Raw genomic sequence first — 20,463 nt, 5'->3', positions numbered from 1 at the left:
AAGGTGCCGGCCATGAAACTGGGCTTCTTCACGATGCCGATCCATCCACTCGACAAGGATTGGCGGGTGTCCTTGCAGGAGGATCGCGAGGCGTTCCTGCTGGCCGACGAGCTGGGTTTCTCCGAGGCCTATGTCGGCGAGCACGTCACCGACAAGGCGGAGAACATCACCTCCTGCGTGGCCTTCCTGGCCTGGATCGCCGCCGCCACCAAGCAGATCAAGCTCGGTACCGGCACCGTGAACATGCCGAACGTTCATCCGGCGACGGTTGCCGCCACCATCGCAATGCTGGACCACATGCTCGACGGACGGCTGATCTTCGGCATCAGCCCGGGCGGCCTGCTCTCGGACGCCGAGCTGTTCGGCACGCTCGAGCGCGATCGCAACGCGATGTTCCTCGAGGCGATCAACCAGGTGCTGCAGATCTGGGCGAGCGAGCCGCCCTACAATATCGAGGGCCAGTTCTGGAACATCACGACGCAGAAGACGCTGATGGCCGATATCGGCCAGGGCTTCATCGGCCGCCCCTTGCAGCGGCCGCATCCGCCGATCGTCGTCACCGCCGTCGCGCCGTTCTCGAAGGGCGTCACCGAGGCCGCCGCGCGCGGCTGGGATCCGATCTCGGCCAACTTCCTGATGCCGATGTGGGTGAAGAGCCACTGGCCGAAATATGTCGAGGGCTGCGAGCGCGTCGGCAGGACGGTCGATTTCAACAATTGGCGGGTGGCCAAAAGCGTGTTCGTCGCCGAGGACATGGCGACCGCCAAGGCCTATGCCACCGATCCGGACAGCCCCTACGTCTACTATTACCGCTCGCTCTTCACCAAGCTGAAGCGCAACGGGCGCATCGAGCTGTTCAAGACGCGGCGCGACCAGCCGGATGACGAGGTCACGCTCGAATCCGTCTGCGACAAGCTGATCATCTATGGCACGCCTGACAGCGTCGCCGACCAGATCCTGGCGCTTCAGGACGAGGTTGGGCGGTTCGGCACGCTGCTCTACGCCGGCAAGGACTGGAGCGACCGCGAACTCGGACGCCGCTCAATGATCCTGATGGCCGAGCAGGTGATGCCGCGCGTCACCGCCGGCACAAGATAGTTTCAGCCCTTGACAACAGGAGGCTCGCGATGGCCCTCAGTGACCGCATTCCCTATCAGGCCCTGATCGACCGGCCGAAGTTGACGCTGCCGAACGGCAAGCGGCTTGCGGTGTGGGTGATCCTCAATGTCGAGGAATGGCGGATCGAAAACGCGATGCCGCGCGTCGTGTTGAGCCCGCCGATGGGACAGCCGCTGTTGCCTGACGTGCCGAACTGGTCGTGGCACGAATACGGCATGCGTGCGGGCTTTTGGCGGCAATTCAAGGCGCTGACCGATCGCAACATGAAGGTCACGCTGGCCGCGAATGCCGATGTCTGCAACGCCTACCCCCGGGTCGCCTCCGCCGCGCGCGAGGCCGGCTTCGAATTCATGGGCCACGGATTCATGCAGGGACCGATGCATAGACTTCCCGACCAGGCCGACGCGATCAAGCGCTCGGTCGAGACGATCGCCAACTTTACGGGGCGCGCGCCGCGCTCGTGGGAGTCTCCGGGCCTGACCGAGACCGACGAGACGCTCGACCTGCTGCGCCTCAACGGCATCGAATACGTTGCGGACTGGGTGATCGACGATTTGCCGCAGGACATCGCGACGCCGCACGGCACCATCACGACGATCCCATATTCGGTCGAGACCAACGACATCGTCGTGCATGCGCTCCAGCATCTGCCGTCAGACCAGTTCCTGAAGCGCGGCATCGATCAGTTCGACCGGCTGTATCTCGAGGGCACTGAGAATGCCCGCGTGATGGCGATCTCGATCCACCCCTACATCACCGGCGTGCCGCACCGGATCAAGTACCTCGAGCAGCTGCTCGACTATGTCATCGGCCACGACGGCGTCGCGTTGATGACGGCGAGCGAGATCGGCGACTGGTATCGCGCGGAGATGACGCGAATCTCGCGCGGGTAGCTACACCGGATCGAACGCGCGGATCGGCGGCAGATTGCCGGTAAACTTCTCCACCTCCATGGTGGTGAGCTGGCCGGTGCAGCCTTGCGCGAAGGACGAGGTGCCGATGTCGCGGGTCAGCACATTCGGATTGCCGTGGACGCAGAGCGGCGCCTCGTCCTCGGGATCCATCGGATCGTACCAGGCGCCGGTCGGCAGCTGAACCACGCCGGGCGCGATACCGTCGGTGACGTTCACCGCGGCAAGGCAGGCGCCGCGCTCGTTGAACAGGCGGATGATGTCGCCGTCCTTGATGCCGCGCACATCAGCATCACGCGGATTCATGCGCGCGACCTCGCGGCCGCGATGTTTTGCGGCGAGCGAATGACCACCGAAATCGAGCTGGCTGTGCAGGCGCGTCACCGGCTGGTTGGCGACGAGGAAGCACGGTGTGCCCGGCCTCGGCATATCGCTCTTCTCGAGCCAGACCGGATGTCCCGGACAATCCGCGTCGCCATGGCCCGCGATCTTCGTGGAAAAAATCTCGATTCGTCCGCTCGGCGTCGGCAGGGGATGAGCGACGGGGTCATCGCGGAAAGAGCGCAGCCGGCCGCCATCGTCGGGCTGTTGCGGCACGACCAGGCTGCCGCGCTGCCAGAATTCATCGAAGCTCGGCGCCTCGAGGCCGCGCTTGGCGAGCGAGGCACGGGTCGGCTCGTAGAGATGTTCCAGCCATTCCCTTGACGTGCGGCCCTCGGTGAAGGGTTCGCGGGCGCCGAGACGATCGGCGAGATCGGCAAAGATCTCGTAGTCGTCGCGCGCCAGCCCAAACGGCTCGGCGATGCGATGCATCGCGACCATGAGGGGATCGTTGGTGGAATAGCCTATGTCCTCGCGCTCCAGCGTCATGGTCGAGGGCAGCACGATGTCGGCGTGGCGCGCGGTCGCGGTCCAGGCAAGCTCGTGCACGACCAGCGTGTCGACTTTCGCGAACGCCTTGCGCAGGCGATTGATGTCCTGGTGGTGATGGAAGGGATTGCCGCCGGCCCAATAGACGAGGCGGATGTCCGGATAGGTGCGCGTCTCGCCATTGTAGCGATAGGTGCTGCCGGGATTGAGCAGCATGTCGGCGATGCGCGCGACCGGAATGAAATCCCGGACAGCGTTGCGGCCCTGCCCCAGCGTCGGCCCCGGCACGTCGTTGACGCGGCGACCGTAATAGCCGATCGCGCCGAGCGAATAACCGTAGCCACCGCCGGGAAGGCCAATCTGGCCGAGCGCGGCCGCCAGCACCATGCCCATCCACACCGGTTGCTCGCCATGTTCGGCGCGCTGGAGCGAATGCGAGACAGTGATCAGCGCGCGCTTTCCGGCAAGGCGGCGCGCGAGGGTGCGGATTGTCTCCGCATCGACACCGCAGATCGCGGCGGCCCATGCGGCATCCTTGGCCTGGCCATCGCTCTCGCCGGTGAGATAGCGCAGGAAGACGGGCCACCCCTCCGTGTAGCGATCGAGGAAGGCCTGATCATGCAGGCCTTCGCTCACGAGCGTATGGACGATGCCGAGCATCAGCGCGGTATCGGTGCCGGGAATGCAGGTCATCCATTCCGCGCCGGCCTCGACCGGCAGATCCTCGCGCAGCGGGCTCATCAGGATGAACTCGCAGCCGCGTTTGCGCGCAACTTCCATGGCGCCGCGCTCGACATGCTTGCTGATCGAGCCGCCAGCCACCATCGAGTTCTTCAGCGCCATGCCGCCGAACGCCAGCACGATGTCGGTTTCGGCCGCGATCTGCTCCCAGGTGACGTTGCGCTTGGTGATGTCTTCGTAGCCCGCCAGAATCTGCGGCAGCAGCACCGAGGACGCGCCGGAGGAATAGGAATTCACCGAACGCACATAGCCGCCCAAGGCGATGTTGAGGAAGCGGTGCACCTGGCTCTGCGCGTGATGCAGGCGGCCCGCGCTCGACCAGCCATAGGAGCCGCCGAAGATAGCACCGGGGCCGTGGGTGTCGCGGATGCGCGACAGCTCGTCGCCGAGCAGGTCCAGCGCCTTCTCCCAGCTGACGGAGACGAACTCGTCGCGGCCGCGCCGGTCGTCGGGACCGGGGCCACGTTCGAGCCAGCCGCGTCGGATGGCAGGCTGCGTGATCCGCGCCTGGTGGCGCAACGCGCCCAGAAAATTATCGATGATGCCGTTCGGATCGGGATCGCCTGCGTACGCCCGAACTTCGAGCCCGGCCTTGCTGTTCCGCGCCGAGAACACGCCCCAATGCGAAGTGTGCGGCTTGAAACCGTCCGACAGATCGAGGCCGGGGTCGGGGAAGCCAATCGTATCGTCCATCGCGTGGCCCTCATCGCGGAGCGCCGCGCAGGCTGCTCCGGTCATCGTCAGGGGGACACTATAATGAGGCGGCCCCATGAAGGGCAACGGCTCGGTCATGGCCGCGGCTCGGAGCATAGCGGCCTCGCGGAGATTGCAGCCCTTTGAGGCATTCTACTTCAACATTGTCATTGCGGCCTTTCATCGCAAGCACACCATTTCAAGCCAATTGCCTCATCTTTGACTCCACGCGGCCCGACGTCCCGCGTTAGAGTGCTTGTCAATTGCGGCCGGTGACGACCTTTCTTTGACGGGTGGAGGCCATCTGATGGACGAAAACGAGATTCGCGGCCTGGTCGCGGATGTGAAGCAAGGCTCGCTATCGCGGCGCTCGTTCATCCAGACAATGGCTGCGGTCGGAATCGCCGCGCCCGTCGCGAGCCAGATATTGATCTGGAACGACGTGGCATTGGCGGACGCCACGCTGCATTACAAGCCGACCAAGGCCGGCGGCGGCGGCCCGCTCAAGATCCTGCTCTGGCAGGCTCCGACGCTGCTCAATCCGCATTTCGCGCTCGGCACCAAGGACCAGGTCGCCTCGCGCATCTTCTTCGAGCCGCTCGCCGGCTGGGACAGGGAAGGCAACCTCATCCCCTGCCTCGCCGCCGAGGTACCGACCAAGGCGAACGGCGGCCTCGCGGCGGACGGCATGAGCGTAACCTGGAAGCTGAAGCAGGGCGTGAATTGGCATGACGGCAAGCCCTTCACCGCCGACGACGTCATCTTCACCTGGACATACGCGGCCGATCTCGCGACCGCCGCGTACACCACCGGGTCCTACAAGGACATCAGGGTCGAGAAGATCGACGACCACACCGTCAAGGTGACCTTCAAGGACCCGACGCCGTTCTGGGCCGACGCCTTCGTCGGCTCGGTCGGCCAGATCCTGCCAAAGCATCATTTCGGCGATTATGTCGGCGCCAAGTCGCGCGACGCGCCGGGCAATCTGAAGCCGGTCGGCACCGGTCCCTACAAGTTCGTCGAGTTCAGGCCAGGTGACATGATCCGAGCCGAACGCAACGACGACTATCACGTCAGGAACCAGCCGCATTTCGACACGCTCGAAATCAAGGGTGGCGGCGACGCGGTCTCCGCGGCGCGCACAGTGCTGCAGACCGGCGAGTACGACTATGCCTGGAACCTGCTGGTGGAGGACGAGGTCCTCAAGCGCATGGAGGCCAGCGGGAAAGGCAGGGTGGAATACACGCCCGCCGGCGGCATCGAGTTCATCGTCCTCAACACGACCGACCCGTGGACCGAGGTCGACGGCGAACGGTCCAGTGTCAAGACCAGGCACCCGACGCTGTCCGATCCGGCCGTTCGCCGGGCGATCAACTGCCTGATCGATCGCGACGCGATCCAGAAATTCATCTACGGCCGCGGCGGCATCGCAACGGCGAGCTCCGTCAACCAGCCCAGGCAGTTCAAGTCGAGCAAGCTGAAATACGAATTCGACGTCGACAAGGCGAACAAGATCCTCGACGAGGCCGGCTGGACAAAGGGCGCGGACGGCATTCGCGAGAAGGGCGGTAACAAGCTCAAATACGTGTTCCAGACCTCGATCAACGCGCCACGCCAGAAGACGCAGGCCATCATCAAGCAAGCCTGCCAGCGTGCCGGGATCGACATCGAGCTCAAATCGGTCACCGCATCGGTGTTCTTCTCATCAGACGTCGGCAACCCCGACACTTACTCGAAATTCTATTGCGACATGGAAATGTACAACGCGACGCAGCCGCAGCCCGACCCGGAGCGGTTCTTGAACCAGTGCGTCTCCTGGGAGATATCGACCAAGGAGAACAAATGGCTCGGCCGCAACGTCTCGCGCTGGTCCGATCCCGAGGCCGACAAGGCCTACAAGCAGGCGCAGAAGGAGCTCGACCCGGTCAAGCGCGCCGCGCTGCTGATCAAGGTCGACGAGATCTTCTGCGAAGCCAACGTGTTCCTGCCGATCCTCTCTCGCAATATCGTCGGCGGCGCCGTCAATGGCCTGATGGCGGATATCTCGGGATGGGATGTGACGACGTGGAATTTGGGGAGTTGGTATCGCAGTTGACCCATCCTACGTATTCAGCCCTGAGCGTCGACCTGGCTGGTACGGCTGGATGACGTGGCCTGCTGCGTCGCATAGGCAGACGCTGCGGTCGATGCCGGTGAATATTGCGCGAGGGATTCGCCGAGCTCCTCGGCAGCCTCGGTGAGCTCCTTCATGACGGCGGCGCTGTCGGTCGTCTGATTGCCGGAGGAATGAAGCACCTCGTACGAGATGCCATTGGGCAGATCGACATGAATCTTGTCGATCCCGACGGTATCAGGCGTCCCGTCATTCCCCGCTTGGTCGGCGCTGGACGCCGGATTTGCGGACGACGCTCCGCTCGTCTGCTGGCTCGCCATCTTCTGCACGAAATCCTCGATGGACTTGAGCGCGCTGCTGTCAAAGCCGCCGCCCCCGAAGTGGACGATGCCGACCGACATGCCGTTGGGCAGATCGACCTTGATCTCGTCATAAGGCGTGCCGTCATGCATCAGAGACGCAAACGTCGAGCCGCCCGCCTGTGAACCATCGGTCGATTTCGACTGGCCGACCGAGGAAGACGCACCCGCCGCGCTTCCACCATTGATGCTGCTCGTGCTGCTGACGCTCATACTTGAACACTCCACTGTCATTGCAAACGCACGTTCTGCGTGCAACGAGCGTGCCAGCTCAGGGAGTCATTGCCATCAAGGGGTTATCGCGAATTCCAGATGGCAGGTTCGTCACGCCGGCAAATCTGTCCCGGCAGAAGCTGCCCACCTCCGCGACGGCGCGCAGCAGAAGGCCTCGGTGTCAATCGAGGCCTTTTGCATGCCCGCGGCGCATCCTGCCGCCTGCTCATTCCGTGTTTCCTGAGGCTTACTCGTCCCGCCCGTCGCAATCGTTCGATAATGAAGCCATACGACAATAGAGCCTGGTACCTGCTGCTTCCCGCTTTGGTCATCATGACCTTCGTCGGAATCATTCCGCTCATCGCGGTGACGAATTACTCCTTCCAGGACCTCTTCAGCCTGACCAATCCTTATTGGGTCGGCGTCGAGTGGTACCGGAACATCGTCTCCTCGGAGCGTTTCTACGGCAGCCTGGGGCGGAGCTTTCTGTTCTCGGCCATCGTGCTGTCGATCCAGCTGCCGCTCGGCATCTGGATTGCGCTGCTGCTGCAACGATCGCATCGATTCGTCGTCAGCACCGTCCTTGTTCTGATCACCATTCCGCTGGTGGTGCCCTGGAACATGATCCCGATGATCTGGCTGAACTTCATCAATCCCAATGCCGGTCTCGCCGGCCGGATGCTGGGATGGCTGGGCATCGGCTTCGACTACAAGTTCGATGCCCTGCACACATGGATCGTGCTTGTCGTGATGGACACATGGCATTGGCTGGGGCTGGTCGTCGTGCTGTCCTATGCCGGTATCTCCAGCATTCCGCCGGCCTATTACCAGGCGGCAGCCATTGACGGCGCGTCGCAATGGCACATCTTTCGCTTCATCCAGCTGCCGAAAATGAAGACCGTGCTGTCGATGGCGCTTCTTCTTCGGTTCATGGACAGCTTCATGATCTACATCGAAGCCTTCCGCATCAATGCCGGAGGGCCGAACGGCGCCACCGCATTTTTGAGCCTCGACCTCGGCGAAGAGATCCAGTCCTTCAATTACGGACCGGCCGCTGCCCGCTCGATCGTCTACTTCCTGATCGTCATGACCGTCGCGTGGACTTTCAAGGCAGCAACCAGCGCGCGGAATCCGGTCGCCACGGAGCCCGCCCGGTGAAGTCGCTGTCATGGGTAGGGCGGATCATCGTATTCGGATTGGTGGGCGCCTTCGTCCTCGTGCCGCTGGCGCAGACGATCATCGTCAGCTTTGTCTCGACCCTTCCAAGAGACGGGATCGCTGAGGGGCATTTCAGCCTCGTCAACTACCAGAACATTCTTCATTCGCCTGTTCTGAAACAGGCGATTCTGAACTCCATCGTCTACGTCGTGTTGAACGTCACGCTCTGCCTCGGCGTCGGATTGCCCGCGGCGTACGCGTTCGCGCGCTACAGCTTCGTCGGCGATCGGCAGATCTTTTTCCTGCTGCTGGTGTTCCGCATCACGCCGACTGTCGTGCTGTCACTGCCGATCTTCGTCCTGTTCTCGCAGGTCGGCCTGGAGAACACCCCGGTCGGCATTGCGCTCGTGCATTGCGTTTTTAACATTCCGATAGCGATCTGGATCTTGGAGGGGTTCATCTCAGCCGTACCGCGCGAGTTCGACGAAACAGCATTTCTCGACGGCCACTCTCTTGTCAGCTTTGTCTTCCGCCATCTCATTCCGGCCATAGCGCCGGGCATCGGCGTTACCGCGTTCTTTTGCTTCATCTTCTCCTGGGTCGAGGTGGTGCTTGCCCGCATTCTAACGACGACCGGCGGCAAGCCCATCACCATGGCCATCAACGCGCTGTTCGGCTTCCGAACGGATGTCGGCCTCGTCATGGCCATGACCGTTCTCGCGCTCGTCCCCGGAATTGCGATGATCTATTTTGTAAGGAACCACCTTGCGAAGGGGTTTGTGATCCGGACGTGACGGGTGGATGAGGCGCGTCGGATGGCACGCCGCTTGCCCAGTCAATCAGGCTATCTTGTGCTGCCTGATCGACTTGAGCCAATCGGCAAGGCGTGGATGCCCCCTAAATCTGTCTTCGAGGCTCGCCAATTCCTGCTGGAACAGTGGCAGCGAGAGCAACCTTTCGATATCGGGCTCTCTGATCTTCCAGATCCCCGTTGGAAAGAAGCCATGTACCTTGAGTTCATAAAGCTCGCAGATCGAGTGGATGATTTCATGCACGGCCCGCCGCTCTTCCGCTGTGATCTCGGTGCCGCCATGAGCCTCGCGTTCGAGGAACGCAGTGACCGGGAGGCGACGCCGCAGGTCGGAGATCCGGTCGGAATATCTCAGGAAGATGTCGGCCCCCAGACGCCGGTTGTTGGTATGCAGCGCGGTGAAGATCGCGATACTGCCAACGATGACGGTCCCGAGCGTCATGAATCTGAGAATATGATCGAGCACTCGCAGGTCTCCTTGCGCGGGACATCGGAATGACGACGAGAAAATAGCGCGATCTGCCGTGAAGTCGAGCGTTGAGGTCCCTGTGCAATGGCCAAACCGTTGCCGCTGAAGGTGACGGTGGAAGAGGCAGGCGCTCGTGGCCTCAGCATCGTCATTGCGAGCGCAGCGAAGCAATCCAGAATCCCTCAGCGGCGGCAGGCTGGATTGCTTCGCTGCGCTCGCAATGACGGAGCGAGAGGCATTCTCGGCATCCCCCAATTCTCCTCTCAACTTGCAGACACACTTTCGCGTTCTCGCGGCTCAAATCGCCCGAGCTTTGCTTCGTCGCTCCACCCTCTCAAATCCAAGAGGGCGCAGGGAAGGCCGGGTGCCGGCTGGCACCCGCGGTCTGCCATGCGCAGGTGTAGCGCAAGGAAGCCGCACAGCAGCATACAGGTGTAACCAATCACTCGGCCTTCCCTGCGCAGTAGGTTGACGGCTTATGCCGTGCTCTCCCGGGAGCCGAGTTCGTTCTGGCCTCCCTCACTCCTGCGAAATTCGAAGGCATCACGCCGGTTGACGCGAATGCCGCCTCCGCAAGAGCTTGACCGTAGCAACGACGGCCAGGACCACACGTCTATATTTTGGTGTTCGGTGAAACACGCCGAAACTAAGAAAACCCTTTAAAATAAGGGCTTTTCGACTACCCTGATGCGGGCTGTTTCAGCGGGCTTCACCAAAATAAGGGCCCGGCCCTAAGCCTTTCAGCGTCCGCACGACAAACTGAAAGCCTCAAAGCCGAGCCCTTTGGTCCCAAGCCTTAGGAGCCGAAACCACCTGAATACTACCATCACCCCCTCCCCCGCCGGCAAGCGGGGCCGCAATAGCAGCGTCATCCTGACCGACCGCCTATGCGAGAAGCGCCTCAGCAAGCGGACGAAATTCTACGACCGCAAATGCCCTGGCCTCTACGTCAGCATCACGACGGCCGGGGTGGCGACCTTCTCGTTCAAGTTCACCGACCGGGGGACCGGCAAGCAGCGTACCGGCTGGCTCGGCGTCTACAATCCCGAGACCTTCACGGTCGAGGACGCCCGCAGCAAGGTCTATGGCCTCAAGGGCATGGGCGGCGGCGCGCTCGCCGAGACCTTCCGCGACCAGAAGATGGCGAAGGCTAAGCGCGGCAAGACCGTCTCCGAGGTGATCGAGGAGCGGATCGACTGGATGAAGACCCCAGTCAAGAAGCCGGACGGCGCGATGCGGCCCCGTTTGGAGGCATGGGAGAACACCGCCAGCCATCTGCGGCGCTTCCTTGGTGCCCGGCTCGGCAAGAAACTCGTGGGAGAGGTCACCAAGAACGACATCGCGACGCTCTCGAACGACATCGTCGCGGGCACGTACGGCAAGCCCTCGGTCAGCAATGCGCGGCATATGCGGAAGGCGGCCAGTGCCCTGTTCAATTGGGCGGCCGAGGCGGGCCGCGATTACGTCAGTGCGTCGCCTTGCATTAATCTTCCGAAGCTCGATGCGGAGCATGCCCGCACCCGCGTTCTTTCCGAGGATGAAATCAACATATTCTAGCACGGCCTCGACGATGAGGATCTGATGCGGTCATGGGATCGCAGGACGCGGCTGGCACTGAAGTTCGAGTTGGTGACCATGCTGCGGTCAAGCGAGTTGCTTGGCGCGCACCGCGACGAACTATTCGACCTCGATGCCGATAAGCCGCGCTTTGACGTGCCGCTTAAGCGGGTCAAGAAGCGGCGAGTGATCCAGCAGCCCCTCTCCGATCTCGCTGTGGATCTCATCAAGGAAGCCCTGCGGGGATCGAACAAGCAATACGTCTTCGCCTCCCCCCTCGGCGATCATCCGTTGCACCGCAAGGCCATGGCGGACGCGTTGCGCGGCGACAAGCGCAAAGGCAAGGTGAGGACGCTCGGCATTTGCCAGCTGCTCGGCCTCAAACCGTTCACGCCGCACGACCTGCGGCGGACCGGAGCGACGCTGGCCGGTGATCTCGGATTTGACGACGCCTGGATCGCGAAATGCCTCGATCATGCTGCCAGCAAGAATTCCGAGCAGATCGTGCCTACAGTTACCGGCAAGGTCTACAATCACAGCAAGCGCATGAAGGAGAAGCGCGCCGTACTGGACGGGGTCGCGGCTGAGCTGAGGCGGATCGTCGGCGCGCCCGTCGCTAAGGCCCTGGGGCAGGCAGGGCCCACGGCTCGCCGCCTGATTGCCTATGCCGACCGTCTCTGAGCCCGGTCACAGCTCTCGCGGACCTCCTTCCCTGCGCAGGGAAGTTTCAGGAACAAAAAGCCACGATATATCAATGCGCTGACGCCGTTGTGTTTACATTTGTGTCGCGATCCGAGGGGGCGGCCGACAACGCAAATTATATGAATGCCGGTGTAGCGCGGTGTAGTGTCCACCCATGAAGGATTACCAAGCCAGCTTGGAAAAGCTCCGCAGGGATGCGGCTGAAGCCGCCCTGATCCGCGACCTCGCAACCAACCCCACAAAGCGGGACATGTTCGGCCGGCTGGCGCAGCATCTGAATCAGCTTGCCGATGAGGTCGAGAAGGCGATGGCGCAAGCGTCTCGCGGCGCTGACATCTGACGCTCCTGCCATGACTCCCTACCCCGTCAAGATCACCTTCGGCGAGATGCGTCAGTCCGGCGCGCGCGATGTGCCGCGATGGAAGTGTTGCTGGTCGCCGAGCGCGACGGCCCGGAGATGCTGGCGCGGATCGACATGATGCGGGCGCTAAACTGGCCCCGCGCCGAGCCTGGGCCCGCGCCGCGACAGAGGCAGGCGAAGGCCTTCCGCCCGGTTTGGGTGACGGGCGGTTCGATTTAGCGCATGGGCGGCGACGGCTGCGATGCGCGGCACGGTCAACGATGTTTGGGAGGGGTTGGCTCAGCGGTCGGCGGCGGCTGGAGGTGCTTCAACGCTAAGCGCGCGTGATGCTCGGCGTCTTTGTTGCCAGTCTTTGCAATTTCCTCGATGGCCCACACCAACGACTGTATGGCACCTTCTAAATGAGGGTTGCGCGAAACCATCATAAACACAAAGCCCTGCGCTCAAATATCGTTCCCTTTAAGCATCGAAGTCCTCCATTTCGCCGCCCCTGTCGAAACCACCTCCGGCGATGAAGGTTGACGCCATGACGACCTATCCCCAAAAGATCACCTTCGGTGAGATGCGCGAGATGGGCGCGCGCGATGTGCTGATTTATTGCCGCGACTACAAGCTCAATCCTCGTCATTCGTCAGCAGCATCTCTTCCTTTTGGAAGGTGCGGTCAGTGCGGTAATAGCTGTGGTAAACATCGTCGTCGTTGCCAGCGAAGAAGCCGTAGAGCCCGAACTCTTCGCTGTCTTTGAAATAGAACCCTACTCGGCTTTCTGCGGGGTGGCTGACTCCGAAAGCTGACAGGTGGGCGGTCTCAAACAGCAACTCGCCGTCCTTCACTCGCCAGAAATCCTGTTCGCGTTCTCGAAAATGGTATTCTCGCATCCCTGCCTTGATGTTTCGATAGAGGCGGGTATCCCGCTTCAGCCGCTCATTGGCAGCTTTCGCCTTCTCCGTGTTCTTTGATTGCCGCCACATGAAGAAGATGCCCGCGAGCGCCAGCACGACAACAAGTGTCCAGTCCATTTAGGCCCCCAGCCCCGATGCTGCGCGCTCAGTTGAACAGATTGAGCTGCCTCTTGTCTGCCGCCTTTTTGAGTCGAGGCGGCGGTGATAGTGTCCTCGTCGCCTCTCGGATCAATCGCACGAACACCTCGGTGTCGAGAAAGTAATTTGGATAAGCCTTCCGCACCGCATCGAGCGAGTCCACCGAGACGAGCACAGCCTCCGCTCCCATCGTGCCCTTCAATTTGCGCTCAACCTCCAAGTATTTCTGGTTGGCAAGGGTGGATTCGCTGAACTTAAAAGTCGTGACCTGAACGGACTTTTGCGCTGGATTCATCTCCAGCAGGAAATAGTGGTTATCGTTTTTATTGTGCTGAGGGCTGGCTAGAAATCGCATGGCATGGCCATAAGCCTGCAGCCGCTTCGCCAGATCGAGGCTGCGCACATAGTCGCGCATCTCAGACACAAGGTCTCGATAGGAGATTGGTGTCCCCGGCACTGGCTCGGTCCCCTCTCGAAGTGCGAAAGCACTGCTGGCCAAGGCGAAGAAACGCAACCAGTCCTTCTCGCCTTGGCTGGATTTGAGCGCTTGCTGCTGAAGCGTGCCGACAGTTTCAACTGCAGTTGCCCAAGCGTGTTGGAGTTGGGATCGAATCTGGATTTCGATCTTGAGCGTATTGTAGTCGGTCTTACGGTCGGAAAAATACTTGTAGACTAGATGGACGCCTCGATAGCCAGAAGGCTTTGGTGTCAAAACATAATCGTCATTCGCGGCCAGCGCGTGCTTAATGTCACTTGATGCGTAGGCCTCACAGAGTTGCTTGACTGCTTTTGCCGAGCGCATGATCGCTCTGCACCCACCGATGTCCTGCATTTGCGAAAGGGTCATGGTGGGGAAGCGAGAAAGTTTGTGCTCGATTGAAGTAAGACGCTTGATCCGCTGCGCGGTGATGATTCCGCTGTCGATCAACTTTCCTCTCCTCTTCAGTCCAACATGGAACGTATTGAGCGGAAAATTATGAGCGGTTCGCCAATTGTTGACGATTTCCAGTGCACCGAGATATTTGTCGAAGTCTTCGTCTATTTGCGACGACGCGTAGTTCGCCACAAACGCACCGGCGTCATTTACGCGGCGTTTCGAATATTCAGGAGTCGCCCAAGCCATGATGTTTAGGGTCCCCGCCCCACGGCGTGAGCTTAACGCTCTCTGCTCGCGGCGGTAGAACTTCCGGGAAGATATCCCCCGCGATATTTGCGGCCGCTGCAGACCAAAGCCGTTGACGGTCAACTGTTTCGCCGCCGCATGGGCCGCTGATCAGATCGGGGACCTTTTGAGCACAATCGGGGAGATGGACTAGGACGTCACCAGAGATCGAGGATGACCAAAAAGACAGTCGTGACGGTCCACTTGGATCACATCTTGAAAAGCAGGATTGCGAGCAGCACCACCGGCAGCATGCCGACCACAACTAGCTTGCGCGCTCGTCGTTCTGATCGACTGATCGATCATTAGCGTCGCACAACGCTTCCAAGGCATTGCGAGCGTGCTTGGCAGCTTTACTGTTGTCGGTCTTTTCGATCATTTCGAATGCCCAAACCAAGTATTGCATGGCGGACTCGGCGTCAGAATTGGGGCGACTCATTGCGACTGTTTAATGAAATTCTGGTCTGTCCACCTTCTTGGCTGCGCAGGCTCACTGGTCAAGTGAACACTTCGTAAGCCGCCGGGTAGATTGGACGCCGTCAACAGCCGGACTTGCTGACGCCGTGGTGGTGAAGCCGTGACGGTTGAGATGCGCGCGCTGCAGCTCACGCACGATGCGATGGATCACACCGGGACCGACGACCTCATAGCTTGCCAGCTCGGCGCTGACGTCGCGCAAAAATTCGGAGCGCTGGTGCGGCTGCAGCGGCGTGGCGGCGTCCATGACGGCGGCGAGTTCTTCATCGGAGAGCGAGAGCGGCATGGTTCCAACTCATGATGTTATCATGACTTACTTCACCGCTTGCCGCTGCTCGGCCTGTTCCATCGCCTGCAGCGGCGGCTCGACTAACCTCGTCTTTCACGATGACCGCGACGAACCCGATCCTGAGTCACCTGTTCCTATTTCTGGGGCGACCTGCCTTTATTTTCGGAGGCTCGCTGTTCGGCGTCGTGTTCTTCAGACATTTGCCGGAGATCCATCAAGGCGCCGACCTTTGGCTCATGTTCCGTCGTGGGCTGCAACTGGTGGCGTCGCTGTTCGCGCTATTCTGCGTCACGCTAGAACTTGAGCGACTGTGGCGTGCGCTTGGAGGCAGCCAGTAGAATTGAGGGATGCCGGTCATCCCGCATCGAATTGGCACAAAGTGCACTAGCCAAGCAGCGGGATTGTGCTTGTCTGGGATACGCCTCGCTGATCTTCCCAGCCCCCAAGCTTCCTAGATAGGCGAGAACGTCGAAGGCCCCGGCGCGGTCAGCAAACGTCGTCGGGGCCGATTAACGCAGGAAGGCCCAAGGCGATGGACGTGGAGGAAGATCACCAACTGGTTGGGAGTTGGGCGCCGCTGGGCGGAGCATGCTCCGGCACATGAGCTTGCGACCATGGTGAGCGGTTCGTTCGACGACCTCAGCAAAATTATGCCACCGGCCCTATCCGATCATTTCGTGGTGGCTTCCGCGAAGGCGTGTCGCGCGTCTGGCGCGGAGCTTAGCACAGGGGCGCCCGGTCTGGAGACCAAGCGCCCTTGCACTCCCATTGTTGGCCGATCCAGGTGTGAGTTCTAGGGATCGTTGGACAAGCCGGCGAACGCTGGACTACCGACCGAATCAATAGCTGAGTCCCTAGCCGCAATTGAGGCGGCTGCATCTTTCAACAATGCGGCACTGACCAACACAGTGCCTTACCGCCGCACTCCAACGCGATTGACGCCGCCATTTGCGTTGCCTCCGACGTTATGACGGACCGCAGCGCGCGCCACCGGACGAGGCCTGAGCACGACGCCAGCCCTCGCAACGCACCCCACCGGATATTCAACGTACTGGCAATACACGACCGCCTTGGCTGGCGTTGGATTGAGCGTGAGACCCGCCACCCCCAACAGGACGCTGGCGGCAATCCGGGCAACCGTCGCCGACTTTATCGAGAGACTCTTTGTCCGATGCATGGTGATCCTACCTTTCGCCGCGAACCGATGGAGATGCACCGCGGCCAAGCACTTGTGACTGGTAAGGAAACTAGGTGATGGGTCAACGCTGGATGCGACGTCGCTCTCAATAGCACGGGGGGTATGGATAATAACCGCATTGCCGGCGATTGTAGTACGCTCCCGTGGCCGCTGCTCCGACGGCAGCTGCGCCTACAGCAGCTCCATAGTACCCGCGCCGATACGCGCGCCGATGCACTCGCCTATTAACCCCCGCAACGCTGCCAGGTGTGAGCGGACGACCGACACGAGCGTCAGCTTTGTCGACGGAGATAACGACAGACCCGGCTGGTGACCAGTGAAACGACACGGGCGTCAAGCAGAACATCGCTGCACCGAGGGCCACTCCGAGCACCGTTGAACTTTTCATGTTCTTACTCCTAATTGATTTCTTGGGGCGTGCCGGTGGACGCGCGGCTACTTTTTCTCTTCGGCGGCGCCGTCGTGCCGCTCTTCGCGCCGCTCCGTGCGCCCCGTCCGTCGCTCCTGACGGCGTTCTGTTCGCCCCGTCCGTCGATCCTGACGCCGTTCTGTGCGCCCTGTGCGTCGTTCCTGACGCCGCTCCGTACCGGACTGCGGTGTCTCAGCGGAAGGCGCGGCGGGCGTGGTCGGTGCGGTTGAGGTCTGAGCGCCAGCATCTGACACCATCAGCATGGTAGGCGAGACAACGAGTCCGAACACGGCTGCGTATCCACAAAGAGCAAGAACGCTTCGACGGCCGATCATCGATCCTGAACGTTGACCCATATCTCTAACTCCCGGTCTCCCGCCCTCTTGTAAGTCGCCCAAATTCCGGAGAGTGGGTGTTGATCTAAATCAACCTAGGGGCATGCGCCCGCCAACGATGGACACAGGCAAGCCGCTATCAGCGTTTCCTCACGCCCAGCGCTTGGACTCCCAAGGTCTGCTGTTGTCCTGTCAACGGACATCGTCAGCGCAGCGGGGCATGTCCGAAACGGGCCAAGAGGCGACATCGCCGCCAAATGCCGTTTGTCCTTAGCGGACCCCCGGTGACGTCCGGGACCGTATCGCGTCGTATCGGCGACCGATATCCTGATGCTAGATTTCGCGTCGGCGGGGAGCATCTGCTTCCTGCTTCATACCGAACAGGAGGACGACATGCCTGATAGCGTCTACAAGGTCATTGAACTGATCGGTACCAGCAACGACTCATGGGAGAAGGCGGCCGCCAATGCGGTCGGGCAAGCTGCAAAATCTCTCCGGGATCTTCGCATTGCAGAGGTCGTCAAACTCGATATGCAACTGGACGAGAAGGGAAAAATAGAGGCCTATCGCGCCAAGCTCAACGTATCGTTCAAGTTCGAGGGTTCCTGAGCCTCAGCACCTCGCCCCCGCTTGCGGGGCGAGGTTAGCTCACTGGAGAAACGGGCGCGGCCATCCGGGAAGTGGTGCTCTGGATGATTTGATGCGGGGGGCGGGAACTGTAACGCGTGGTGACCTCATGTACATAGTCATTCGCAAGTACAGCAAGGTTCGTTCGGTTGCGGACGCTGCTCGCCGCGCCAAGAGCGGCATCGGTCAGATCCTGCGGCAATCGCACGGATTCAGATCCTACTACGTGCTCGATGGGGGCGACGGCGTTGGTGCCGCTGTGATGATGTTCGAGGACCGCGAAAGCGCCAATGCAGCGAACGCTAAGATACTGGAGTTTATTCAAGCAAGTCTGCATGACCTCGATCTTGGAGATCCCGAGATCACTGCCGGCGAAGTTTTGGTAGATATAGAACCTGATGTGTCCTCGGGCACAAAGTATTCGTAAACGCCGCCAGTTGTGTTGGGTGCCGCCCCTTGCCGCTGCTGTCGAACTGGTCGCCGTCGCGTAGGAGCGATCGCGCCCTGGGGGCATCCGGATGCCGTCCGTCGGGAACATTCGACTGTGCATGCTTTCCGAGGAGTAATAACAACATGAGGCAACACGATTTCGAAGCATTTTTCATCACAGCAACCGCCTCGACGCCGCTCGTAGCTATGGACGCCGCGATGCCGCCCCGAGATCCTGATGAAGACGGGGAGGACGAGGGGGACGACGAAGAGGAGGATGAAGCCGACGAACCGGCAGTCGTACGCGAGCCGGATGAAGACTAGACTAGCCGGTGTCGGCCAGTCAGCGCTATAATCTCGCATGGGCTGGGATGCGAAAGACGTAGCATTGCTCAAAAGGCTATGGGCCGCAGGACAGAGCGCGGCACAGATTGCACGCCGTCTCGGGTATAGCCGTAACTCGGTCTGCGGGATGCTAACCCGTTTGGGCTTGAAGCGTGGCCACAAGCCGCCAACAGCAAGACCCAAGATCAGGCCGCCCCCGAAGCTAAGGCCGACGTCGTCGACCGCCTTCGCACGTCGAGTAGAAAAGAAGGCGTCGCGGAGCACGGCAGAGAGGCAGCAGCCCAAGGAATTCAGCAAGCAGCAGCTGTACGCCATTCTAACTGAGGCGGTCAGGAACACTGGCTAAGAGCTAACCACGAAAGGCGTTACGCTCCGTGCCCGTGCCCTAGTCCAGCTCGAACAGTTCGGCTGTCGTGGATATTCCCCAAGCCTTGGTCTGCTCCGGGTCAGAAGGCGAAGAACTCAGCGTGAGCAAATCTCGTCCGCTACCCCCGCTAAGCTGACCTCAATGAACGGTGTCGCCACTTCGCTGATGGGCCAATTGCGGAACCACAACCAGTGTAGGAGGTACCATGATGGCGGTGGCGTGATGCCCATCGATACTGGCGGCGGCGCGATCGAACGCAGACGGACAATCGCTGCCTGGTGCCGTTCACCAGCTTCAGCGAGTCCAAAAAGGCCGCAGGCGACGACATCTGGTTTGCGTTCGACGAAACCCGTCCCCTCGCCTGCTTCGCTGGCATCTGGGTAAACTGGACGTCGGTCCGGAAGATCAAGGAAGGCGAGACCACCAACGACCTCTATGGATTTCTAACAACCCAACCAGCCGTCGAAGTAGAGGCCATCCATCCGAAGGCAATGCCCGTTATTTGACGACGCCGGGTGAAGTTGACACCTGGATGAACGCGCCTTGGGAAGAAGCCAAAATACTTCAGCGTCCTCTTGCAGACTGCGCGTTGCGAATCGTGGCACGTGGCGTGAAAGAAGATCAGGCCGCTATATGAAACACGCTGAAGCCCGCCCCTACGCCGAACCGGAAGCCGCCGCACGAAAGCTCCTCGAGCTTGCCGCTAGCGTCCAGGTGATCAACGACTGCATCCACATCGAGAAGATCAACGGCCCGTTCCTTTCCAAGACCGGATGCAATGCGAGCGGGTCGGAGTTTGGCGCCGGCATCAGATATGCGATCTAGAAAGGCTGGCTCGAGCTGCACGAAAGCGGCACCTATGTGCGACTGCTGCCGCCAGGTGCCGACCTGCTTCCGCGTTAGTAGCGCCAGCATTGACGCCACCACGCCATTTAATTTTTTGTCGGAATCAGAATGGGAGCATTGCTTCATTTTGAAGACCACATTCATGACAAAGGAAAATTGCTTAGTGGTCCACGCGGCCGGAAGACCGTTTGATCTGTTGCGCGGAGAGGCCGCTCGCATTGCGAAGGGCGGCGAATTGGGGTGGTGGACCGACCGCGCAGACATCGGCACTCGCTTCTGCCTTGAGGATGCAAAGGCGAAGGAAGCCTTCGCGTTGACCCGCGACAACTTCGGCATTCGGTGCCGAGACGGCTAGAAAGTGCCTCCCGGCTCTTACTTCAGCTTGATGGTGTCGACCCGTTGACATGGCCGACACAAGTAAGCGTGTACCGCGGGCAGGCTAGCAATCTTCGGAAGTGTAGCGAGATATACCATCGGCCGTCCGCATTCTTGGCAGATGAGAACGGGTGGATTGTCCTTATTGCGGCGGCCGGTCATTTCCACGCTCACTCCGAGCGCGGCAAGATAGTTTTGAGTGGCGCCAAGCACATCCCCGTTGAAATACCGAGGCCTATCGAAATTCGGCAGCTTCAACGTGAGGCCCTTCGCGCAAGACGGAGGACATTCACGAGACGTAAAGCACGCGCGCTAACATCGTCGCGGCTTCGTTCACAAGTGGACCATGCGAGGGAATGGATGCAGTCTACCCTCGCTGAGCGTCGGTTGGATTCGCCTCCGTTCCGAAGCTCAAGCGGCCTCAGCTCATCACCCTTCCAGAGCTGAGGTCGCTTGCTCCTTCCGATTGGCACGCCAGAACTTCGAC

At 60.8% G+C, this 20,463-nt stretch carries 23 protein-coding genes and 1 pseudogene; 17 read left to right on the top strand and 7 right to left on the bottom strand.

Annotated features, from left to right (window positions below):
- The first annotated feature begins 12 nt into the window (after window positions 1–12).
- Window positions 13–1,098, top strand: a complete 1,086-nt coding sequence (locus ACPPVR_RS08500; RefSeq protein WP_426613777.1) for an LLM class flavin-dependent oxidoreductase — start codon at window positions 13–15, stop codon at window positions 1,096–1,098.
- Window positions 1,099–1,127: 29 nt separating this feature from the next.
- The gene (locus tag ACPPVR_RS08495; RefSeq protein ID WP_426613776.1) at window positions 1,128–2,012 is read left to right on the top strand and encodes a polysaccharide deacetylase family protein; all 885 of its coding nucleotides are present in this window, start codon (window positions 1,128–1,130) and stop codon (window positions 2,010–2,012) included.
- On the opposite strand, the gene ACPPVR_RS08490 is transcribed toward ACPPVR_RS08495, so the two are convergent.
- Window positions 2,013–4,334, bottom strand: coding sequence for a molybdopterin guanine dinucleotide-containing S/N-oxide reductase (locus ACPPVR_RS08490; RefSeq protein WP_426613775.1), 2,322 nt, complete (start codon window positions 4,332–4,334; stop codon window positions 2,013–2,015).
- Window positions 4,335–4,641: 307 nt separating this feature from the next.
- Between ACPPVR_RS08490 and ACPPVR_RS08485 the strand changes: the two genes are divergently transcribed.
- Window positions 4,642–6,429: a peptide ABC transporter substrate-binding protein gene (locus ACPPVR_RS08485; protein ID WP_426613774.1), complete on the top strand. Its 1,788-nt coding sequence runs from the start codon at window positions 4,642–4,644 to the stop codon at window positions 6,427–6,429.
- A 14-nt stretch (window positions 6,430–6,443) separates the two neighbouring features.
- Here the strand turns inward: ACPPVR_RS08485 and ACPPVR_RS08480 are convergent, their stop codons facing one another.
- Entirely contained in the window at window positions 6,444–7,019 is a 576-nt protein-coding gene (locus ACPPVR_RS08480) for a hypothetical protein (protein ID WP_426613773.1), read from the bottom strand.
- A 276-nt stretch (window positions 7,020–7,295) separates the two neighbouring features.
- Here ACPPVR_RS08480 and ACPPVR_RS08475 point away from each other — a divergent pair, with 276 nt between their 5' ends.
- Window positions 7,296–8,177, top strand: a complete 882-nt coding sequence (locus tag ACPPVR_RS08475; protein ID WP_426616053.1) for a carbohydrate ABC transporter permease — start codon at window positions 7,296–7,298, stop codon at window positions 8,175–8,177.
- A complete protein-coding gene (locus tag ACPPVR_RS08470; protein WP_426613772.1) occupies window positions 8,174–8,971 on the top strand; it encodes a carbohydrate ABC transporter permease in 798 nt (265 codons plus the stop codon). Before ACPPVR_RS08475 ends, ACPPVR_RS08470 begins: the two co-directional genes overlap by 4 nt.
- Window positions 8,972–9,016: 45 nt before the next feature.
- Here ACPPVR_RS08470 and ACPPVR_RS08465 read toward each other — a convergent pair whose 3' ends face one another.
- Window positions 9,017–9,712 (bottom strand): hypothetical protein, encoded by a 696-nt coding sequence (locus ACPPVR_RS08465; protein ID WP_426613771.1) that lies wholly within the window; start codon window positions 9,710–9,712, stop codon window positions 9,017–9,019.
- Between the two features lie 528 nt (window positions 9,713–10,240).
- Here ACPPVR_RS08465 and ACPPVR_RS08460 point away from each other — a divergent pair.
- The 4 genes from ACPPVR_RS08460 to ACPPVR_RS08445 all read left to right on the top strand — a co-directional run bounded on the left by ACPPVR_RS08460 (window position 10,241) and on the right by ACPPVR_RS08445 (window position 12,296).
- Window positions 10,241–11,014 (top strand): integrase arm-type DNA-binding domain-containing protein, encoded by a 774-nt coding sequence (locus ACPPVR_RS08460; RefSeq protein ID WP_426613770.1) that lies wholly within the window; start codon window positions 10,241–10,243, stop codon window positions 11,012–11,014.
- A 24-nt stretch (window positions 11,015–11,038) separates the two neighbouring features.
- Complete coding sequence (locus tag ACPPVR_RS08455) at window positions 11,039–11,695, top strand: tyrosine-type recombinase/integrase (protein WP_426613769.1); 657 nt, start codon at window positions 11,039–11,041, stop codon at window positions 11,693–11,695.
- A gap of 175 nt (window positions 11,696–11,870) precedes the next feature.
- Window positions 11,871–12,056 carry a hypothetical protein gene (locus tag ACPPVR_RS08450; protein WP_426613768.1) on the top strand — a complete coding sequence of 62 codons (186 nt, stop codon included), beginning with the start codon at window positions 11,871–11,873 and terminating at the stop codon, window positions 12,054–12,056.
- A 78-nt stretch (window positions 12,057–12,134) separates the two neighbouring features.
- Window positions 12,135–12,296 (top strand): hypothetical protein, encoded by a 162-nt coding sequence (locus ACPPVR_RS08445; RefSeq protein WP_426613767.1) that lies wholly within the window; start codon window positions 12,135–12,137, stop codon window positions 12,294–12,296.
- 395 nt (window positions 12,297–12,691) lie between these two features.
- Here the strand turns inward: ACPPVR_RS08445 and ACPPVR_RS08440 are convergent, their stop codons facing one another.
- From ACPPVR_RS08440 to ACPPVR_RS08430, 3 genes are all read right to left on the bottom strand, one after another.
- Complete coding sequence (locus ACPPVR_RS08440) at window positions 12,692–13,096, bottom strand: hypothetical protein (protein WP_426613766.1); 405 nt, start codon at window positions 13,094–13,096, stop codon at window positions 12,692–12,694.
- A gap of 28 nt (window positions 13,097–13,124) precedes the next feature.
- Entirely contained in the window at window positions 13,125–14,363 is a 1,239-nt protein-coding gene (locus ACPPVR_RS08435) for a RelA/SpoT domain-containing protein (protein WP_426613765.1), read from the bottom strand.
- A 406-nt stretch (window positions 14,364–14,769) separates the two neighbouring features.
- Window positions 14,770–15,042 carry a hypothetical protein gene (locus tag ACPPVR_RS08430; protein ID WP_426613764.1) on the bottom strand — a complete coding sequence of 91 codons (273 nt, stop codon included), beginning with the start codon at window positions 15,040–15,042 and terminating at the stop codon, window positions 14,770–14,772.
- Window positions 15,043–15,143: 101 nt separating this feature from the next.
- Here ACPPVR_RS08430 and ACPPVR_RS08425 point away from each other — a divergent pair, with 101 nt between their 5' ends.
- A complete protein-coding gene (locus ACPPVR_RS08425) occupies window positions 15,144–15,383 on the top strand; it encodes a hypothetical protein (protein ID WP_426613763.1) in 240 nt (79 codons plus the stop codon).
- 575 nt (window positions 15,384–15,958) lie between these two features.
- On the opposite strand, the gene ACPPVR_RS08420 is transcribed toward ACPPVR_RS08425, so the two are convergent.
- Complete coding sequence (locus ACPPVR_RS08420) at window positions 15,959–16,222, bottom strand: hypothetical protein (protein ID WP_426613762.1); 264 nt, start codon at window positions 16,220–16,222, stop codon at window positions 15,959–15,961.
- A 1,158-nt stretch (window positions 16,223–17,380) separates the two neighbouring features.
- On the opposite strand from ACPPVR_RS08420, the gene ACPPVR_RS08415 reads away from it, so the two are divergent.
- The 7 genes and pseudogenes from ACPPVR_RS08415 (at window position 17,381) to ACPPVR_RS08385 (ending at window position 19,956) form a co-directional block, all read left to right on the top strand.
- The gene (locus ACPPVR_RS08415) at window positions 17,381–17,596 is read left to right on the top strand and encodes a dodecin family protein (RefSeq protein ID WP_426613761.1); all 216 of its coding nucleotides are present in this window, start codon (window positions 17,381–17,383) and stop codon (window positions 17,594–17,596) included.
- Between the two features lie 127 nt (window positions 17,597–17,723).
- The gene (locus tag ACPPVR_RS08410; protein ID WP_426613760.1) at window positions 17,724–18,041 is read left to right on the top strand and encodes a hypothetical protein; all 318 of its coding nucleotides are present in this window, start codon (window positions 17,724–17,726) and stop codon (window positions 18,039–18,041) included.
- Between the two features lie 146 nt (window positions 18,042–18,187).
- The gene (locus ACPPVR_RS08405) at window positions 18,188–18,367 is read left to right on the top strand and encodes a hypothetical protein (RefSeq protein ID WP_426613759.1); all 180 of its coding nucleotides are present in this window, start codon (window positions 18,188–18,190) and stop codon (window positions 18,365–18,367) included.
- A gap of 37 nt (window positions 18,368–18,404) precedes the next feature.
- A complete protein-coding gene (locus ACPPVR_RS08400) occupies window positions 18,405–18,734 on the top strand; it encodes a GcrA family cell cycle regulator (protein ID WP_426613758.1) in 330 nt (109 codons plus the stop codon).
- 284 nt (window positions 18,735–19,018) lie between these two features.
- Window positions 19,019–19,392 (top strand): annotated as a pseudogene (locus ACPPVR_RS08395) (SOS response-associated peptidase family protein); the annotation flags it as partial.
- Window positions 19,389–19,580, top strand: a complete 192-nt coding sequence (locus tag ACPPVR_RS08390) for a hypothetical protein (protein ID WP_426613757.1) — start codon at window positions 19,389–19,391, stop codon at window positions 19,578–19,580. The pseudogene ACPPVR_RS08395 and the gene ACPPVR_RS08390, both read left to right, overlap by 4 nt.
- Window positions 19,581–19,728: 148 nt before the next feature.
- Window positions 19,729–19,956 carry a hypothetical protein gene (locus ACPPVR_RS08385; protein WP_426613756.1) on the top strand — a complete coding sequence of 76 codons (228 nt, stop codon included), beginning with the start codon at window positions 19,729–19,731 and terminating at the stop codon, window positions 19,954–19,956.
- The last annotated feature ends 507 nt before the right edge of the window (window positions 19,957–20,463 follow it).

This window comes from Bradyrhizobium sp. McL0616, from assembly GCF_049993385.1.
In the GTDB taxonomy this organism is placed as follows: Bacteria; Pseudomonadota; Alphaproteobacteria; order Rhizobiales; family Xanthobacteraceae; genus Bradyrhizobium.
This window is presented reverse-complemented; position numbering and strand designations above follow the sequence as displayed.

Excerpts from the sequence above, each read along its gene's own strand:
- ACPPVR_RS08500 (WP_426613777.1), top strand. The coding sequence starts at position 13 with ATGAAACTGGGCTTCTTCACGATGCCGATCCATCCACTCGACAAGGAT.
- ACPPVR_RS08495 (WP_426613776.1), top strand. The coding sequence starts at position 1,128 with ATGGCCCTCAGTGACCGCATTCCCTATCAGGCCCTGATCGACCGGCCG.
- ACPPVR_RS08490 (WP_426613775.1), bottom strand. The coding sequence starts at position 4,334 with ATGGACGATACGATTGGCTTCCCCGACCCCGGCCTCGATCTGTCGGAC.
- ACPPVR_RS08485 (WP_426613774.1), top strand. The coding sequence starts at position 4,642 with ATGGACGAAAACGAGATTCGCGGCCTGGTCGCGGATGTGAAGCAAGGC.
- ACPPVR_RS08480 (WP_426613773.1), bottom strand. The coding sequence starts at position 7,019 with ATGAGCGTCAGCAGCACGAGCAGCATCAATGGTGGAAGCGCGGCGGGT.
- ACPPVR_RS08455 (WP_426613769.1), top strand. The coding sequence starts at position 11,039 with ATGCGGTCATGGGATCGCAGGACGCGGCTGGCACTGAAGTTCGAGTTG.
- ACPPVR_RS08450 (WP_426613768.1), top strand. The coding sequence starts at position 11,871 with ATGAAGGATTACCAAGCCAGCTTGGAAAAGCTCCGCAGGGATGCGGCT.
- ACPPVR_RS08445 (WP_426613767.1), top strand. The coding sequence starts at position 12,135 with ATGGAAGTGTTGCTGGTCGCCGAGCGCGACGGCCCGGAGATGCTGGCG.
- ACPPVR_RS08440 (WP_426613766.1), bottom strand. The coding sequence starts at position 13,096 with ATGGACTGGACACTTGTTGTCGTGCTGGCGCTCGCGGGCATCTTCTTC.
- ACPPVR_RS08430 (WP_426613764.1), bottom strand. The coding sequence starts at position 15,042 with ATGCCGCTCTCGCTCTCCGATGAAGAACTCGCCGCCGTCATGGACGCC.
- ACPPVR_RS08425 (WP_426613763.1), top strand. The coding sequence starts at position 15,144 with ATGACCGCGACGAACCCGATCCTGAGTCACCTGTTCCTATTTCTGGGG.
- ACPPVR_RS08420 (WP_426613762.1), bottom strand. The coding sequence starts at position 16,222 with ATGCATCGGACAAAGAGTCTCTCGATAAAGTCGGCGACGGTTGCCCGG.
- ACPPVR_RS08415 (WP_426613761.1), top strand. The coding sequence starts at position 17,381 with ATGCCTGATAGCGTCTACAAGGTCATTGAACTGATCGGTACCAGCAAC.
- ACPPVR_RS08410 (WP_426613760.1), top strand. The coding sequence starts at position 17,724 with ATGTACATAGTCATTCGCAAGTACAGCAAGGTTCGTTCGGTTGCGGAC.
- ACPPVR_RS08405 (WP_426613759.1), top strand. The coding sequence starts at position 18,188 with ATGAGGCAACACGATTTCGAAGCATTTTTCATCACAGCAACCGCCTCG.
- ACPPVR_RS08400 (WP_426613758.1), top strand. The coding sequence starts at position 18,405 with ATGGGCTGGGATGCGAAAGACGTAGCATTGCTCAAAAGGCTATGGGCC.
- ACPPVR_RS08390 (WP_426613757.1), top strand. The coding sequence starts at position 19,389 with ATGAAACACGCTGAAGCCCGCCCCTACGCCGAACCGGAAGCCGCCGCA.